We start from the raw sequence: 15770 nt of genomic DNA on the forward strand, positions 1-15770 counted from the left end.
CCCTACAGCTCCCGCCACGCGATGGCGCTGGGCTCCAGATCGAACCGTTCGCTCGATCCGTCGGGCAGCGTCACGACCGTGGACTGCGCGCGGTCGGTGTTGTTGATCACGCAGTAGCAGCGTCTGGCCGCGAAGTGCGCGACCTCGCATTCGGGGTTCGACGAGCTGAACGCGGCGTAGCGGTCCTCGTTGCGGCTCGCGTGGAACAGGATGCGTTCCAAGAGCCTCGCGTTGGCCGCCGAATACGGCAATCCGGACACGTACACGCCTCGGCCTTCCCCGTACTCGTTGACCGCGAGCTGGACCTGCCCGTTGTCGGCGCGCAGCAGCGTCACGTCCTCGCTGATCGGGTAGGTGTTGGCGACCGGTTCGCCGAAGTCGATGCCGCCGAGCGGTTCGACGCCCTGACCGCCGCCGCATCCACTCAGCGGCGCGCGGTAGCCGGCCTCGCGCCACGCCTCGAGCGCATCCGGGGCGACCGTGACGTCGGCGGTGATGAAGTGGTCGACCGTCACCGGCGGGAAGTACTTGTCGACCGACAGGGTCTGGAAGCGCTCCTCGTCGACGCCGAGCACGTCGGCCAGCTGGAAGAAGCGATCGCCCCGCCCGTTGACCGCGGTGGGCTCGCCGACGCCGACGAACGCGCCGCCGGATCGCACCCATGCGCGGATCGTCTCGAGCAGACGGCTGTTGCGCCACACGTCGCCGCCGGAGAACGCGGTGTCGACGGGCCCGCCGTTGATGATCACGTCGATGTCGTCATCGATGCCGCGCTCGAGCACGTCGGCGAAGCTGATGAACCGCACGTTGACGCGCATGCCGGAGAGCGCCTCGAGCAGACCGTAGTAGGAGTACGTCTGCTTGTTGGGCAGCGCGTGCGCCACGGTGAACGCCATCCACGAGCGCATCGCGCCCCACGAGTTGAGGATCGCGACCTCGAGCTCGCCTTCGGCGGCCACTCCCCCGCTGCGGTCGTGGATGTCGCGGAACTCGTCGGCGATGCGCGTGACGGTGTCGACGAACTTCGGGAACCTCGCGGCCAGCGACAGGTAGCCGCCGTAGCCCATGCGGTCGATCGGCGAGCGCAGGATGGCGCGGCGGGCCTTGCGCCAGTTGTCGAGCCCCTCGATGCTCGGGTCGTTGCCCTCGTGGAACGTGTCGGGGAAGAAGTACGGCAGGAAGCGTCCCTCGGTGTATTTGACGCCGGGGATGTCGGCGATCATGCGCGTGGTGGTGCCATCGCCGATCGAGCCGACGACCGCGTCGAGGCCAAGGTCGGCGAACCCCTCCTTGTATGGTTCGGTGCCGATCCACTGGTCGCCGAGGAACATGATTGCCTCCTTGCCGGCGGCGTGGGACATGTCGACGAGCCTTTTCACGTTCTCGCGCACGAAGCCGGACAGGAAGTCGATCCAGTCGCGCTGCGGCTTGCCGGGCACGCGCCAGGCGGAGTCGTAGCAGCCGCCGTCCACGAAGTCCTCGGGGCGCATGCGGTAGCCGTAGCGCCGTTCGAAGTCGTCGAGCGCGGCCGGCGAGACGGTGCAGGAGCTGCCGAACCAGTCGACGATCCGTTCGCGGTGCCTCTCGTCGAAGATCAGCGTGAACTGGTAGAAGAACGTGGTGAAACGCACCACGTCGACGGCCGGGTTGTCCTCGAGCCACTTGGCGAACGTGTCGAACACGAACTTCCGCGTGGCAGGATGGTAGATGTCGAACGGGATCTCGTGCTCCTTGTCGCCCCAGTCGTTGGTCAGGTGGTTGTACATCTCCACCGGGTCCCAGATGATGTAGGCGAGGAACGAGACCGTGTATTCGTGCATCGGCACGGCGTTGATGACGGTCACGGAGCCGGCGGACGCGTCGACGCTCCAGTCGACCGGGTCGACGGCGCATCCGGTGGTCCGGTCGACGACCTCCCAGTACTTCGCCGGCGAGGCGTCGTAGTTCGGGGCGAGCTGCTCGGCGTAGAACGTGCGCATCAGGTCGATGCAGATCGTGTCCGACTCGGCGAGGACGCGCTGGGTCATCAGGTAGACCTGCGGAGTCTCGTCCATGTGCAGGGTGATCCATTCGTTGTGCGCGCGCGTCGGGAAGTAGGCGCTGTACACCTTCTTGCCGAGGGCGAGCACCGCGTCGTCGAGGTGCGTGCCGTCGGAGTTGCGGATCGCGTCCGCGCCCCACAGCTCGGCGAGCTCGCGGGTCCTGTCGGCGAAGTTCTCCTCGGTGGGCAGGGTGAATCTTCCGGTGGACATGGGTGTGTGCTCCTTTCTCATCCCTTGTCTTATTCCTTCTTATCCCTTGACGGATCCGGCGGCGAGTCCGGCCTGCCAGTAGCGCTGCAGGCCGAGGAAGAGGACGATGACGGGCAGGACGCCGAGCAGCGCGCCCATCATCAGTGCGCCGCGGTCGGTGAACGTGGCCAGCGAGACCATGCCGTACAGGCCGAGCGTGACGGGCTTCAACGTGTCGGACGAGACCATCATGAGCGGCAGCAGGAAGTTGTTCCACGTCGCGACGAACAGGAACAGGAAGATCGTCACCATCGCGGGCGCGAGGATGCGCAGCACGATCGTGAAGAAGATCCTCGCCTCGCCCGCGCCGTCGATGCGCGCCGCCTCGAGCAGCTCGTTGGGCACCGAGGTCTGCGCGTACACGCGTCCGAGGAAGAAGCCGAACGGCGAGACGCAGCACGGGATGATGATCGAGAGCATCGTGTTGGTCAGGTGCACGGCGTGGAAGATCGAGTACTGCGGGATGGTCAGCAGGGCGGCGGGCATGAGCATGCAGCCCATGATCACGCCGATCGCGAGGTTCTTGCCGCGGAAGTTGAACTTGGCGGTCGCGTAGCCGGCCATGACGGCCACGAGCGTGCCGACGAGCGCGGAGACGCCCGAGTAGATCAGCGAGTTCAACACCCAGCGCCAGAAGTTGCCGCGCGTCCAGTTGAGCAGCTTGCCGTAGTTGTAGGCGATGGCGTCGGGCAGCCGGTCCAGGCCGACCGCGAACCACAGGCCGTTGCTGCCGGTCATCTGGCTCGGGGTCTTCGTGGAGGCGACGATCGCCCAGTAGATCGGGAACAGGAAGTAGATGAGCGCGAAGACCAGCACGACGATGGTGATGGTCCGGGTCACGGCCGACGGCTGCATCGATCGGGGCAGGTCGTTGGCGTGCCTGTCGCGGATCCTGTCGGCCCTCCTGCGGGCGCGGACGGCGGCCTTGGCGTCCTTGTCCTTGTCTGGCGTGGCGGTCATTCCTCGTTCACCTTCCTTTCGACGAGCGCGTAGAGCGCGGCGAGCACGCCGGCGATCAACGCCATGACGATGGCGATCGCCGAGGCCGGCCCGTCGCCGCCCGGCGTGAGCGTGCCCTGCGAGGTGCTCAGGGCCATCATCATCGGCGTGTAGGCCTTGCCGATGCCGGAGTCCGCAGTCGACATGACCTGCGGCTCGTTGAACAGCTGGATCGTGCCGACGATGGACAGCAGCATCGCCAGCAGCGCGGCGGCGCGCACGTTCGGCAGCTTGATGTGCCAGGCGATCTGGAGGCCGTTCGCGCCGTCGATGCGCGCCGCCTCGTACAGGTCGTGCGGGATGGCCTGGAGGGCCGCGAGGAAGATCAGCATGTTGTAGCCGGTGAACGTCCATGTGGTGATGTTCGCCATCGATCCGAGCACGATGTTCTTGGCGAAGAAGTCGACGCTGACGCCGAGGGATGCGAGCGCCTTGACGATCGGCGAGATCTGGCCGTTGTACAGGAACACCCAGATGATCGACGCGACGACGCCGGGGATGGCGTACGGCAGGAAGTAGCCGAGGCGGAACGCGGTGACGTGCCTGACGATGTACGAGTCGAGCAGCAGGGCGAGCACCAGCGCGCCGATGATCATGACCGGCACCTGGATGACGGTGTAGACGAGCACCCTGCCGACGCCGGACCAGAAGGCGGACGAGGTGACGGCGTATTTGAAGTTCTCGAGTCCGACGAACTGGTTGACGAGCTCGCCGCCGCCGTATGCGCCGCCGCCGGTGGTGACCTGGCGGAAGAAGCTGGAGTAGACGGCCCAGAAGATGGGCAGGATGAAGACGAGCGCGAACAGGATGCCGAACGGCGCCATGAACGCCCAGCCCGTGCGGCTTTCGCGTCGTTCGGCGTCGGTCCTCCGCCGTTTGGCGGCGCGCCTGGCGCCTCCCTGCCTCGCCGATTGCGTTGTTGTGGTCATGATGGAACCTTGTCTTTCGGTCTTTCGTATGCGTATGAGGGGTCTGCCCGGTGGATCGAGGGACCCCGCACGGGCGGCCCCGTCTGCGCCGAAAGGGCCGGAGTGCAACCACACTCCGGCCCTCCCGGGACCCGGGTCGGCCGGGGACCCACGGCGATCACGCCGTTTCGTCCGCCGCGACGCCGACGCCGCGGGTCGTCATTCCTTGACGGACAGCTTCAGGTCCTTGAGCGTGGCCACCGAGGTGGTCTGCGCGTCGGCGAAGATGTCGGAGACCTTGGCGGAGCCGTCGACGACCTTGGCGGCGGTTTCGTTCATCTTCGCACCGACCGCGGAGAAGCCGGGGATGTAGATGAAGTCGCTCATGTTCGCGTTCGCGGTCTTGAACTCGGACATGATGTCCTGTCCGCCGAAGAACGTGGCCCAGTCCTCGGGGGTCTCGGCGTCCTCGGTGGTGGCGGCCACGACGAGGCCCTGCGAGACGAGATCGGGCACCTGGGTGTTGAACCAGTCGAGGAACTCCATGGCCTCCTTGGGGTGCTTGGAGGTCTTGAGCACGGCCACGCCGGAGCCGCCGTCGGCGCCGGTCTTGGTGCCGTTGCCGAACCAGTCGCCGATCTGCGTGACCTGCCACTGGCCGGAGCTGGCCTCGCCGGCGGAGGACATGAACAGCGGGGCCTCCCACGCGGCGGCGACGGTGCCGATCAGCGAGCCGTCCTGCAGCGAGGCGTCGAAGGAGGCGTCCCAGCGCTGGTTGGTGGTGGCCGCCTTGGCGTCGAGCAGCTGCTGGTAGACGTCGGCCACGGCCTTCGAGCCGTCGGTCTGGGTGTCGACCTTCCACGCGTCGCCCTCGATCGTGTACCACGCGCCGGAGGCGCCGGCCTGCCCGGACATCGTCATCATGGCCTCATCGGGCTGGAACGACATGATGTACTTGCCCTGCGCCGCGGTCTTCTTGGCCGTCTCGATGAGCTCGTCGGCGGTCTTCGGCACGCTGATGCCGAGCTTGTCGAACTCGGTCTTGTTGTAGAAGTAGGTCAGCGGGCCGGTGTCCTGCGGCAGGCCGTAGCTCTTGCCGTTGACCTGCATGAGCCCGTAAGGTCCGGAGGCGAAGTGGTCCTTGTACTGCTCTGCGTATTCGGTGACGTCCTGGAGCATGCCCTTCGTGAAGACCTCAGGCAGCTCGGAATAGCCGATCTGCGCCAGATCCGGCGCAGTGTCGGACTTGACGTCGGTCTCGAGCTTCTTGATCATCTCGGAGGCCTTGCCGTCGAACTTGGTGGCCTTGACCTGGATGTTCGGATGCTCCTTGTTCCACTTGGCCACGATGTCGTTGACCAGGACCATGCCGTCGCCGTCGGGCAGGCGGTGCATGTAGGTGATGTTCACCACGCCGCCGTCGGACGAGTCCTTGGAGGCGATGTCGTTGGAGTCCGAGCCGCAGCCGGCGAGACCCATGGCCATGGCGGCGACGACGGCCGCACCGGCGATCACACGCTTCTTGTATGACATTTCCTTTACTCCTCTTCGAGATATGGGTGTCGCCACCGCGTTGTGGCAACTACTGGACACTTTAGGGGGTACGGGATTATATGTCAATTGTCTTTGCATTAAGCGCGTGTCATCATTGGATACTCTGGCATAACAATGGGAAAACCGTGCAACAGCAACGGTTTTCCCATTACGTCAATCACCTTTACTTGAAGCTTTGCCTACCCCCGTCCGGCAGGACGGTCACGCCGCGTGCGCCGCGGCGACGGCCTCGCGCACGATGCCGCGGTCGGTGCGTTCGACCGGTTCGTCGCCCCCGCCCCCGGGGCCGCCGTGCGAGGCGACGAGCCTCTTGGCCGACAGGTGCAGCGCGTCCACACCGGTGTCCCTGACCTGCGGGATCGAGGCGACCGTGAGCCCGCCCCCGGCCTCGATCTGGATGCGTCCTGCAGCGCGATCGGCCAGTTCGCGCAGGGCGTCGATCCCCTCCGGCACGCTCGGCGCGCCACCCGAGGTGAGCACGCGCGTGTACCCCAGTCCGACGAGCGTCTCCAACGCGTCGATGCGGTCGACGGCCATGTCGAAGGCGCGGTGGAAGGTGACCTCGATCTCGCGCCCCTCGCGATCGCCGGCCTCGCGCGCCGCCTCGACGAGGGCGGAGGCGAACGGCGCGTCGACCTCCCCCGCCGGCGTGAGACCGCCGACGACGACGCCGGCGGCGCCGGCACGGACGGCCTCGCGCACGTCGGCGAGCTGGACGGCCTTCTCGTCGTCATCGAACACGAACGAGCCGGCGCGTGGCCGGATCAACGCCTGCACCCCTCGCGGCACACCCACCGCGGCGCATGCGGCGATGAGCCCGGCGCTCGGGGTGAGGCCGCCGGTCGCGCCCAGCGCCACGCACAGCTCGATGCGGTCGGCGCCCTCCTCCTTCGCGATGCGGGCACCCTGCACGTCCTGGACTGCTATCTCGATCATCGTCATATCGGCTCCTTCGCCCTGATCCCCGCGCCTCATGCGCGAGTGCCTCCATCGTAGTCGAGCGACCACGGCGCCGACACCCGGCGCGGCAGGATCGACCGGGCGCGCCGGCGATCCATCGCGGGAAATACGGGGCAAAACGGGGTAATCACTTAAGACACGCCGTGCCGGTCGCTTAATTGCATTCATACATTAACAGCGTTAATATCTTAACCAAGTTCAGATTCAAGGACGAGCGGACAACCACTCAATGATGTGCGAGCGCAAGGAGGTGTCAGGCATGAACGACGGCAGGAACGTCACCAAGGCCTCCCAGGCTTCGCTGGCCGAATACAACCGCTCCCGCATCCTCCAGCACCTCTACCACCACGGTGTGAGCTCCCGGGCGCAGATCGCCAAGGCGCTGCACCTCACCCCCGCCGCCATCACCAAGATCACCGCGCAGCTCATCGAGGCCGGCGCCATCGAGGAGACCGGCGACATGGAGGGCGCGAAGAACCGCCGCTCGATCGGGCTCATGCTCGACACCACGAAATTCCACATCATCGGCGTCAAGTTCGCCCGTTCGCTCGTGCAGATCGGCGTGTTCGACCTGTGCGGCGTCGCCCTGAGCGTCGAGGACATGCCCCCCGTCACCAACGACACGATCGACGAGGCCGTCAGGCTCCTGCACCGGCGCATCGAGAGCCTGATCGCCGGCGACAGGCACGTCGTCGCCATCGGCATGGCCATCCCCGGCCCCTACATGCGCGACAAGGGCTACACCGCGGTCGTCTCGTCGATGCAGGGCTGGAGCAGCGTGAACTTCATCGACGAATTCGTCCACGCCTTCGACGTGCCCGTGTTCATCGAACAGGACGCCCGCGCCGGCGTGCTGGCGCACTACCTGTTCGATCCGGACTCCCACGGCGAAAGCAACCTCGCCTACTACCTGATCGGCGAGGGCGTCGGGCTCGGCGTCATCGACAACGGCCACATCGTCAACGGCGCCCTCGGCGCCGCCACGGAGATCGGCCACATGTCCATCGACGTCAACGGCAGGCCCTGCGACTGCGGCAACGTCGGATGCCTCGAACGCTACTGCTCCACCCCGGCCATCCACAAGATGCTCATCGAGGACGGCTCGGTCGTGCCCGGAGCGGCGGGGATGTCCAACTCCGAGGCGTCCCGCGCCCTGTTCGCCAAGTCCGCGGCAGGCGACGAGGCGGCGCGCGCGCTCGTCCTCGACATCGGCCGCTACGTCGGATACGGCTGCATGAACATCTTCAACGCCTTCAACCCCAGCCACATCATCATCGGCGACATCGTCTCCGAGGCGGGCCAGCCACTCCTCGACGAGGTGCGCGCCACCGTGCGCGAACGCTCGGTGCGGGAGCTCTATGAGTCCACCGAGATCACCCTGTCGACGATGTCCACCGACGCCATCGTCTGCGGCGCCTCCGCCGTGGCGGTCACCCAGTTCCTCGATCATCCGTCGATGTTCTTCGACCTGAGCTAGACCCGCCCGGAACCGGATCATCAAGATTTCCCAAACGGAAAACCACCAACACCAACACAAGGAAAGGAAACCACCATGTCCAAGCCCATCGTTCTCTCCCTCGGCGAGCTCCTGTGGGACATGCTCCCCACCGGCAAGCGCGCCGGCGGCGCCCCCGTCAACTTCGCCTACCACGCGATGATGAACGGCGCGGACGGCTACTCCATCTCCGCCGTCGGCGAGGACGAGCTCGGCGACGAGCTGCTCGCCGAAACCGCCAAGGCCGGCATCCACGCCGTCATCCAGCGCAACGCCTGGCCGACCTCCACCGTCGAGGTCGAGCTCAGGAACGGCATCCCGGAGTACACCATCGTCAAGGGCGTGGCCTGGGACCACATCCTGTACACCAAGCAGCTGATCGAGGTCGTCCAGCAGGCCGACGCCGTGTGCTACGGCACCCTGGCCCTGCGCTCCCCCGAGTCGCACGCCACCATCACCGAGCTGCTCAAGCACACCAAGCCGGGCGCGATGAAGTTCTTCGACATCAACCTGCGCGGCGACCACTACTCCAAGGAGCTCATCGAGGAGCTGCTCGGCTACGCCACCGTCTTCAAGATCAACGACGAGGAGCTGCTCCTCCTGCGCGACATGTTCGACATCCGCGGCACCTCCGGCGACGACGCCTCCCGCTGGTTCCTCGAGAACTACGACCTCGACTACGTGATCCTGACCGCCGGCTCCGCCTACTCCACGATCATCTCCAAGAACGGCGAGATCTCCACCGTGGACACCCCGCGCGTCGAGGTCGTCGACACCGTCGGCGCCGGCGACTCCTTCTCCGGCACGTTCACCGCTCGCACCCTGCTGGGCGACTCCCTGTCCGAAGCGCACCGCAAGGCCGTCAACACCGCCGCCTTCGTGTGCACGCAGAACGGCGCCTGGCCGGAGTACCCGGCCCAGATGACCGACTACCTGGCCGAGGCCGGCAAGTAGGCCACGCCTTCCCGCCAACGCGGCCCCGCCGTCCGCCATGCATTCCGCATTTCGCATTTCGCATGCGCGATCATGCGTGACGGGGCCGCAGGAGGGGCATCGACGCCCCTCCTGCGTCTTTCCCGCGTATCGCCCGCCCTTCGAGGCGAACGGGACGCCCGAAGGCAGCCATCCAACAACCAACCATTTTTCGTCTCATTACAAAGCAGTAAAGAAAAAGGGATATCACAATGAGCAACGAAACAACCAAGACCGGCAACGCCGGATTCGCCAAGATCGCGCCGGTCATGCTGGCGTTCTTCGTCATGGGCTTCGTCGACCTCGTCGGCACGGCCACCAACTACGTCAAGGCCGAGTTCACGCTGGCCGACGGCACCGCGAACCTGTTCACCACCATGGTGTTCTTCTGGTTCCTCATCTTCTCCGTGCCCACCGGCATCCTGATGAACAAGATCGGCCGCCGCAAGACCGTGCTGTGGTCCATCCTCGTCACTCTCGTGGCCATGGCCCTGCCGATCATCGCGTACGTCGCATGCCCGGCGAAGTCGACCATCCAGCTGGTGCTGATCGTCATCTCCTTCGCGTTCCTCGGCATCGGCAACACGCTGATGCAGGTGTCGCTCAACCCGCTGCTGACCGTGTTCGTCAAGGGCGACAAGCTCGCCTCCACGCTGACCACCGGCCAGTTCGTCAAGGCGTTCGCATCCCTGTTCGCCCCGTACATCGCCGCGTGGGGCTTCAACCAGCTGGGCATGTGGTGGATCCTGTTCGTGATCTACCTGGTCGTCGGCATCATCGGCTACATCTGGCTCGCCTTCGACAAGATCGAGGAGCCCGCCCCCGACGCCGGCACCACCACCATCGGCCGCTGCTTCAAGCTGCTGTTCTCCGACCGCATCGTCTTCCTGTGCTTCCTCGGCATCGTCGCCCACGTGGGCGTCGACGTGGGCATCAACGCTCAGGCCCCGCGCATCCTCATGGAGCACACCGACATCGCCCTGACCGTCGCCACCAACGCCACGATGGTGTACTTCATCGCCCGTATGATCGGCTGCTTCACCGGCGGCATTGTCCTGCAGAAGATGAGCAACAAGCTCGGCATGCGCATCTGCGGCGTGATCATGACCCTGTCCGCGATCTGCTTCGCGATCTTCGCCTTGACCCCGTCCAACCCGCCGCAGTGGCTGTTCTGGGTGGCCGTCGCGCTTGTCGGCTTCGGCAACTCGAACGTGTTCTCGCTGTTCCTCTCCCACGCCCTCATGTACCGTCCGGATCGCCAGAACGAGATCTCCGGCCTCATGCTCATGGGCCTGATCGGCGGCGCGATCTTCCCGCCGGTCATGGGTGTCGCGGCCGACGCCGCGGGCCAGTTCGGCGGCATCCTCGTGATGGCCGTGGGCTGCGTCTACGTCCTCGTCGTCGCCTTCGCCTACAAGGTCCTCGAGGGTTCCAAGAAGGCCTGATCGCGCAGCTCTCAAACTGCCCGTAGTTCGGGGATTTGCATGATCCCCGAACTACGGGCCCATGGAAAAGCCCCTGCAGGTGTGCTCTGCACCACTTGCAGGGGCTTTTCCACGTTCGATTGCATCGCAGACCTCCGTCAGACACTACATACGGAACGACCGCGGCGGCAATGGTGTGCCAACGGATTGACATCCTGTATTCCACAGGATACGATAAACAATGTGGAGATCAAACAATCAGCTGAAGGAGACGTGCTTATGCTGCTGCTTGCGGGCGGCGACAAAAGCACCCAACAGGACGACATCAGACACGCGCACGATATTCTCGACGACTACAAGGAGCAACAATGAGCAACGAATTCACCGACTACGACACCAGCGAATACCTCGAGAACGAACAGGACACCATCGCTTATCTCAACGCCATCGCCGAATACGACGACCCAGTACTCATGCAGGTCGCACTCGGCAATGTCGCCAAGGCGCGCGGAATGACGCAGATCGCCAAGGAGGCAGGCGTGGGCCGTGAAAGCCTCTACAAGAGCCTGAGCCGCGACGGCAACCCCAGTTTCCAAACCATCCTCAAGGTCATTCACGCCCTTGGTGGACGACTTAGCATCCAGCCCGCCTGAAAAACAACACCCGACTTCGACTTTGCCCACATTTCGCCTACATCCTTTCGTGATATGAGGTGGGTTCGAGTGATGCTGAACGATACGAAAAGAGCCGCTTTCCCTTACTCTCGTAGGGGAAAGCGGCTCTTAGCCTGTCTTCGCAACAGTGGAGATGCGGGGAATTGAACCCCGGTCCGGCGACCGTACCCTCAGTCTTCTACGTGCGTAGTCTGCTGGCCGTGCGGCGGTTTTTCTGCTCCCAACTTTGTCGCAGACAACTGTTGGCGGGCATATCCGCAGTTAAAGTCCCGGTGTGGCCCTGAGGCTCAGCCACATCAGCAAGTCCTCTAAACGACGCTCAGCATCCCCCCGAAGACGAGGGAGAGTGAACGGAGCGGCTGCTCACTGGTTAATCCTGGCGCGAAGCTCAGGCAGCGAGAGCGAACTCAGTGCGGTTAGATTTAGCACTTATTCTTTTGCCGGGGGCATCCACGAGCGGACCCGGCGTTCTCGGCACGCTTCCCTGCGACGAACAGGTCACCGTCGAAACCGATCATCCCCAATCTTGAATTATCAAGCAGCCCGTCTTTTCAGGCGGACACTTTAGCATACAGCCGTCGGGGATGAAACGCAAATCGCCGTACCGCCCAGGCGCACGAATGCGCCGTGGGCGAAACCGGCGCCGCGTCTCAGCGCAGCACCGGCCGCAACGGCGCGGAGACGTCGACCTGCGTCTTGTCCCCGATGACGTTCGGATCGGACAGGATCTTGTCGACGACGGCCTTTTTGAGCTTCATCTGCGAGGAGTCGCCCCAGACGACCACATGCTTGCCGCCGTCGAGTTCGACGGTGACGGAGTCCTGCGTGTCCGCCGTGACCTTGGTGATGCTGTTGCGCATCGACTCGGACAGCGCATCCAGCACCTTGAGCGCCTCCCTGACGCCGGTGCGCTTCAGGCTCGCCGACACGTCCTTCACCTCGATGACGGGGATGCCGTCCGCCGAGGCCCCCGCCACGGAGTTGAGCACGCGGGCCTTCGCGTCGACGGCGGTCATCGAGTCGCCATCCGTGGGTTTGAGCATCGCGGCGGGACGCTGCGACGCGACGACGACATCGAGCCCGTGCGGCCAGCGTTTCGTCGCCGTCGCGCTGGTGACGCCGGGGATGGACGACATGCGTTCGGTCATCTCGCCGGTGTTGACCAGCACGAGCGACCGGCCGGCCTGCCCGTCCACGATGTCGCGGATGTCGGCCTCGCTCACCCATTCGTTGGCGCCGGACACCGTGACCTGCGAGGCGTCGAGACGCAGCATGGGAGACAGGAACAGCAGCCAGCACAGCCCCGCGATCACGGCCGCGACGAGGACCGCCACGGCGACGCGCAGGGCGACGACCCTCACACCGGCGCGTTTGCGCTCCTTCGCCCGCGCCGTGAAATCGACGACCTTGGGCCTTGTGGCGAGGCCCAGCATGCCGGAGTTCTCCTGAAGCGTCTTGGCGACCAGATCCTCACTGCTCAGCCGACGCGCGTCGACGAACGCGCCCGGCTCCGAACGCGAGCGGTCCGCGGGCGTGCGCGACGATCCCGACGAGGCGGTGCGACGGCCGACGGCATGCCCGTCCGGCTGACGCCGTCCCTGCCGGTCCCGATCGTGTTCCGACGAACGCCCGTGTTCCGACGAACGGCCGCGGCTCCCCTTGCCGCCGGAGCTGACGACCCTGCCGGCCATCACTCGCAGCTTTCGCGATGCGCCTCGAGCGCGTGGAGGATCACCTCGCCCATGTCGGTGATGTCGCCGGCGCCCACGGTGAAGATGACGTCGCCGTGATGGGCGCGCATCGCCATCATCCGGGCGGCGAGCTCCATGTCGTCGACGGCGCGGAACTCGACACCGCTCATGCCCTGCGCCTCGCGCACGATGGTCAGCGGGCCGACGCCCGGGAAGTCGGCCTGCTTCTCGCGGGCCGGGTAGATGCCGGTGACGATGACGTCGTCGGCCTTGGCGAGCGCCTCGGCGAACTCACGGGCGAAGAACTTGGTGCGGCTGAACAGGTGCGGCTGGAACAGCACGCGGATCACGCTGTCCGGGTAGCGGCGGCGGGCGGCGTCGAGCAGCGCGGCGATCTCGGTGGGATGGTGCGCGTAGTCGTCGACCACGGTGACCTGCTTGACGACACCCTTGATCTGGAAGCGGCGTACGGCGCCGTGGAACGAGGCGAGGGCCCCGGCCGCGGCCACAGGATCGACGCCGAGCAGCACGGCGGCCGTGATGGCGGCCGCGGCGTTGCGCGCGTTGTGCAGTCCGGGCACGGTCAGCGAAACCGGCACGTCGACGCCCGATCCCGTCTCCCGTCCGGCGACCGCCGCCGGCAGATGCAGCGTGAATCGTTCGGCGCCGGACCCGCTCGCCTCGCTTTCGGCCGCGATATGCACGTATGCTCCGTCTCCACGCCCTTCCAGCGCGGGATCGTCGGCGGGCGTGGCGCCGTAGGCGATGGCCTTGGACGCCGTCTCGGGGTCAAGGGCGAGCAGCACGGCGAGCGCGTTCGGATCGTCGGCGCAGATGATCACGTGCCCGGTGGCGTGCCTGGCGTGTTCGACGAACGCGGCGCGGTAGTGCGCCTCGTCGCCGTAGTGGTCGAGGTGGTCGGCCTCGCAGTGGGTGATGATCGCGATCTCGGGACGGTACTTCTCGAAGCTGCCGTCGGATTCGTCGGCCTCGGCGACGAGCGCGTCCCCACCGCCGACGTGTCCGCCGTCGATGACGGTGCCGTCGGCGCCCTGGATGGAGCCGCCGATCGCATAACTGGGGTCGGCGCCGCAATGCTCGAGGATGTGCGCGAGCATCGAACTGGTGGTGGTCTTGCCGTGCGCGCCCGCGACGGCGACCGCGCGGCGTCCGTGCATGAGCAGCGCGAGGATGTCGCTGCGGTGCACGATGCGCTTGCCTGCGCCGGCCGCCGCGACGATCTCCGGGTTGTCGGGCTTGATGGCGCTGGAGTACACGACGGTGTCGGCGTCGGCGACGTTCTCGGCGCGCTGACCGAAGGCGACCCTGATGCCGAGCGACTCAAGACGGTCGGTCTTGGCGCTGCGCTCGCGATCGGAGCCGGACACGGCGACCCCCCGCTCGTGCAGCATCTCGGCGAGGACGGACATGCCCGCTCCCCCGATGCCGATGAAATGCGTGGCCCCCAGCACGTCGACGGTTTCGTCGGCCGCGAACGCGGCGTGCTCGGGGTTGAGGATGATGGGCGATGTGGTGTCTGAGGTCACGGAAACGCACTCCTTGTGGAACGAAGTCAAACTGTATTCATTATGTCGCATGCGATGACGGCGGCGAACGGCGTTCAGGCGAGTTCGAGGACCCGCCTCGCCATCGTCTCGGCCGCGTCGCGGATGCCGTAGCCCCAGGCGTTGGCGCCCATGGCCGTGAGGCGTTCGCCGTCGGCGAGGAGCGTGGGGATCTCCTCGCGTACCCATGCCGGGGTCAGCTCGGAGTCCGCGACCATGAGGCCGCCGTCCGCATCGACGACCGGCTGGGCGTTGAACCGCTGCTCGCCGTTGCCGATCGGCAGCGGCACGTAGACGGCGGGCAGGCCCAAGGCGGTCAGTTCGGCGACCGTGCCGGCGCCGGAACGGCAGATGACGAGGTCGGCGCAGGCGAACGCCAGATCGATGCGCTCCAGGTATTCGGCGACGTGGTAGTCCCCCTTGCCGGCGCTTTGCGGGCCGAGGCCCGTCAGGTGCCCGGCACCGGCGTTGACGTCGACGAGCTTCGTGACCTCGTCCGACTTGCCCTTGCCGGTCAGGTGCACGACCTGCGCGACCTTGAGGATGTCGCCGGAGGCGGCGGCCACGGCCCGGTTGAGGCTCACCGCGCCCAGCGAGCCGCCGGTGACGAGCACGAGCGGGCGGTCGGGGTCGACGCCGAGTTCGCGCGCCGCCTCGGCGCGGGCGGCCGCCCGGTCGGTCTCGAGCTTGGTCACCAGCGAGGCGATGGCGGGGCGCAGCGGCAGCCCTACGCGTTCGATCTCGCCGCCCTTGGCGGGCTTCAGCCCGGTACCCTCGTAGACGGTGCCGATGAACTCGGCCCAGCGGCTGCCGAGCTTGTTGGCCATGCCCGCGCGGGCGTTCTGCTCGTGGATGACGATCGGCACGCCCATCCTGTGCGCGGTGGCGTAGGCGGGGGCGGAGGCGTAGCCACCGAATCCGACGACCACATCGGCCTGACGATCCTCGAGGATCGAACGCACCTTGCGCGTCTCGGCGGCCCATTTGCCGGGGAACTTCAGCATGTACAGGTTGGGACGGCGCGGGAACGGCACCTTCTCGATGGTGTCGAGCTCGAGGCCGGCCGCGGGGACCAGATCCTTCTCGAGCCCCACGGCCGTGCCGATGACGCTCACCTTGGCATCGGGTTCGATTCGGCCGATCGCGGCGGCGACGGACAGCAACGGGTTGACATGGCCGGCGGTGCCGCCGCCGGCGAGGACGATGTGCTTCATGCTGTACGAGCATAGTCGCCCGC

General features: G+C 66.2%; 13 protein-coding genes and 1 other RNA gene. 5 read left to right on the forward strand and 9 right to left on the reverse strand.

Translation table 11 applies throughout. From position 1 onward, the window contains the following. Window positions 1-2: 2 nt before the first annotated feature. The 5 genes from gnpA to CSQ85_RS02840 all read right to left on the reverse strand — a co-directional run bounded on the left by gnpA (window position 3) and on the right by CSQ85_RS02840 (window position 6694). Entirely contained in the window at window positions 3-2252 is a 2250-nt protein-coding gene (gnpA, locus tag CSQ85_RS02820; RefSeq protein WP_150382788.1) for a 1,3-beta-galactosyl-N-acetylhexosamine phosphorylase, read from the reverse strand. Between the two features lie 39 nt (window positions 2253-2291). Then, window positions 2292-3251, reverse strand: coding sequence for a carbohydrate ABC transporter permease (locus tag CSQ85_RS02825; RefSeq protein WP_150382789.1), 960 nt, complete (start codon window positions 3249-3251; stop codon window positions 2292-2294). After that, window positions 3248-4219, reverse strand: coding sequence for a carbohydrate ABC transporter permease (locus CSQ85_RS02830; RefSeq protein WP_107042379.1), 972 nt, complete (start codon window positions 4217-4219; stop codon window positions 3248-3250). Before CSQ85_RS02830 ends, CSQ85_RS02825 begins: the two co-directional genes overlap by 4 nt. Before the next feature lie 198 nt (window positions 4220-4417). After that, window positions 4418-5731 carry an ABC transporter substrate-binding protein gene (locus CSQ85_RS02835; protein WP_107042380.1) on the reverse strand — a complete coding sequence of 438 codons (1314 nt, stop codon included), beginning with the start codon at window positions 5729-5731 and terminating at the stop codon, window positions 4418-4420. A 222-nt stretch (window positions 5732-5953) separates the two neighbouring features. Then, entirely contained in the window at window positions 5954-6694 is a 741-nt protein-coding gene (locus CSQ85_RS02840; protein WP_150382790.1) for a copper homeostasis protein CutC, read from the reverse strand. Between the two features lie 277 nt (window positions 6695-6971). On the opposite strand from CSQ85_RS02840, the gene CSQ85_RS02845 reads away from it, so the two are divergent. The 5 genes from CSQ85_RS02845 (at window position 6972) to CSQ85_RS02865 (ending at window position 11256) form a co-directional block, all read left to right on the forward strand. Next, window positions 6972-8189 (forward strand): ROK family transcriptional regulator, encoded by a 1218-nt coding sequence (locus CSQ85_RS02845; protein ID WP_223846794.1) that lies wholly within the window; start codon window positions 6972-6974, stop codon window positions 8187-8189. A gap of 75 nt (window positions 8190-8264) precedes the next feature. Then, complete coding sequence (locus CSQ85_RS02850) at window positions 8265-9161, forward strand: carbohydrate kinase family protein (protein WP_107042383.1); 897 nt, start codon at window positions 8265-8267, stop codon at window positions 9159-9161. A 230-nt stretch (window positions 9162-9391) separates the two neighbouring features. Beyond that, window positions 9392-10624 carry an MFS transporter gene (locus tag CSQ85_RS02855; RefSeq protein WP_150382792.1) on the forward strand — a complete coding sequence of 411 codons (1233 nt, stop codon included), beginning with the start codon at window positions 9392-9394 and terminating at the stop codon, window positions 10622-10624. A gap of 222 nt (window positions 10625-10846) precedes the next feature. Beyond that, on the forward strand, window positions 10847-10975 hold the full coding sequence (locus CSQ85_RS13495; RefSeq protein ID WP_263390558.1) for a type II toxin-antitoxin system RelE/ParE family toxin: 129 nt from the start codon (window positions 10847-10849) through the stop codon (window positions 10973-10975). Then, window positions 10972-11256, forward strand: coding sequence for an addiction module antidote protein (locus CSQ85_RS02865; protein WP_107042136.1), 285 nt, complete (start codon window positions 10972-10974; stop codon window positions 11254-11256). The genes CSQ85_RS13495 and CSQ85_RS02865 overlap by 4 nt, the downstream gene beginning before the upstream one ends. A gap of 146 nt (window positions 11257-11402) precedes the next feature. Here the strand turns inward: CSQ85_RS02865 and ssrA are convergent. From ssrA to CSQ85_RS02885, 4 genes are all read right to left on the reverse strand, one after another. Further along, window positions 11403-11799: a transfer-messenger RNA gene (gene ssrA / locus CSQ85_RS02870) on the reverse strand. 128 nt (window positions 11800-11927) lie between these two features. After that, window positions 11928-12968, reverse strand: coding sequence for a cell division protein FtsQ/DivIB (locus CSQ85_RS02875; protein ID WP_150382793.1), 1041 nt, complete (start codon window positions 12966-12968; stop codon window positions 11928-11930). Then, window positions 12968-14566 (reverse strand): UDP-N-acetylmuramate--L-alanine ligase, encoded by a 1599-nt coding sequence (murC, locus tag CSQ85_RS02880; RefSeq protein ID WP_150382794.1) that lies wholly within the window; start codon window positions 14564-14566, stop codon window positions 12968-12970. The genes CSQ85_RS02875 and murC overlap by 1 nt, the downstream gene beginning before the upstream one ends. A 23-nt stretch (window positions 14567-14589) precedes the next feature. Next, a complete protein-coding gene (locus CSQ85_RS02885) occupies window positions 14590-15747 on the reverse strand; it encodes a UDP-N-acetylglucosamine--N-acetylmuramyl-(pentapeptide) pyrophosphoryl-undecaprenol N-acetylglucosamine transferase (RefSeq protein WP_150382795.1) in 1158 nt (385 codons plus the stop codon). Window positions 15748-15770 lie beyond the last annotated feature (23 nt).

It is taken from the genome of Bifidobacterium rousetti, assembly GCF_008698235.1.
Lineage (GTDB): Bacteria > Actinomycetota > Actinomycetes > Actinomycetales > Bifidobacteriaceae > Bifidobacterium > Bifidobacterium rousetti.

What these genes read in the sequence shown, in the direction of transcription:
- gnpA (WP_150382788.1), bottom strand. Translation starts at nt 2,252, where the DNA reads ATGTCCACCGGAAGATTCACCCTGCCCACCGAGGAGAACTTCGCCGAC.
- CSQ85_RS02825 (WP_150382789.1), bottom strand. Translation starts at nt 3,251, where the DNA reads ATGACCGCCACGCCAGACAAGGACAAGGACGCCAAGGCCGCCGTCCGC.
- CSQ85_RS02830 (WP_107042379.1), bottom strand. Translation starts at nt 4,219, where the DNA reads ATGACCACAACAACGCAATCGGCGAGGCAGGGAGGCGCCAGGCGCGCC.
- CSQ85_RS02835 (WP_107042380.1), bottom strand. Translation starts at nt 5,731, where the DNA reads ATGTCATACAAGAAGCGTGTGATCGCCGGTGCGGCCGTCGTCGCCGCC.
- CSQ85_RS02840 (WP_150382790.1), bottom strand. Translation starts at nt 6,694, where the DNA reads ATGACGATGATCGAGATAGCAGTCCAGGACGTGCAGGGTGCCCGCATC.
- CSQ85_RS02845 (WP_223846794.1), top strand. Translation starts at nt 6,972, where the DNA reads ATGAACGACGGCAGGAACGTCACCAAGGCCTCCCAGGCTTCGCTGGCC.
- CSQ85_RS02850 (WP_107042383.1), top strand. Translation starts at nt 8,265, where the DNA reads ATGTCCAAGCCCATCGTTCTCTCCCTCGGCGAGCTCCTGTGGGACATG.
- CSQ85_RS02855 (WP_150382792.1), top strand. Translation starts at nt 9,392, where the DNA reads ATGAGCAACGAAACAACCAAGACCGGCAACGCCGGATTCGCCAAGATC.
- CSQ85_RS02865 (WP_107042136.1), top strand. Translation starts at nt 10,972, where the DNA reads ATGAGCAACGAATTCACCGACTACGACACCAGCGAATACCTCGAGAAC.
- CSQ85_RS02875 (WP_150382793.1), bottom strand. Translation starts at nt 12,968, where the DNA reads ATGGCCGGCAGGGTCGTCAGCTCCGGCGGCAAGGGGAGCCGCGGCCGT.
- murC (WP_150382794.1), bottom strand. Translation starts at nt 14,566, where the DNA reads ATGCGACATAATGAATACAGTTTGACTTCGTTCCACAAGGAGTGCGTT.
- CSQ85_RS02885 (WP_150382795.1), bottom strand. Translation starts at nt 15,747, where the DNA reads ATGAAGCACATCGTCCTCGCCGGCGGCGGCACCGCCGGCCATGTCAAC.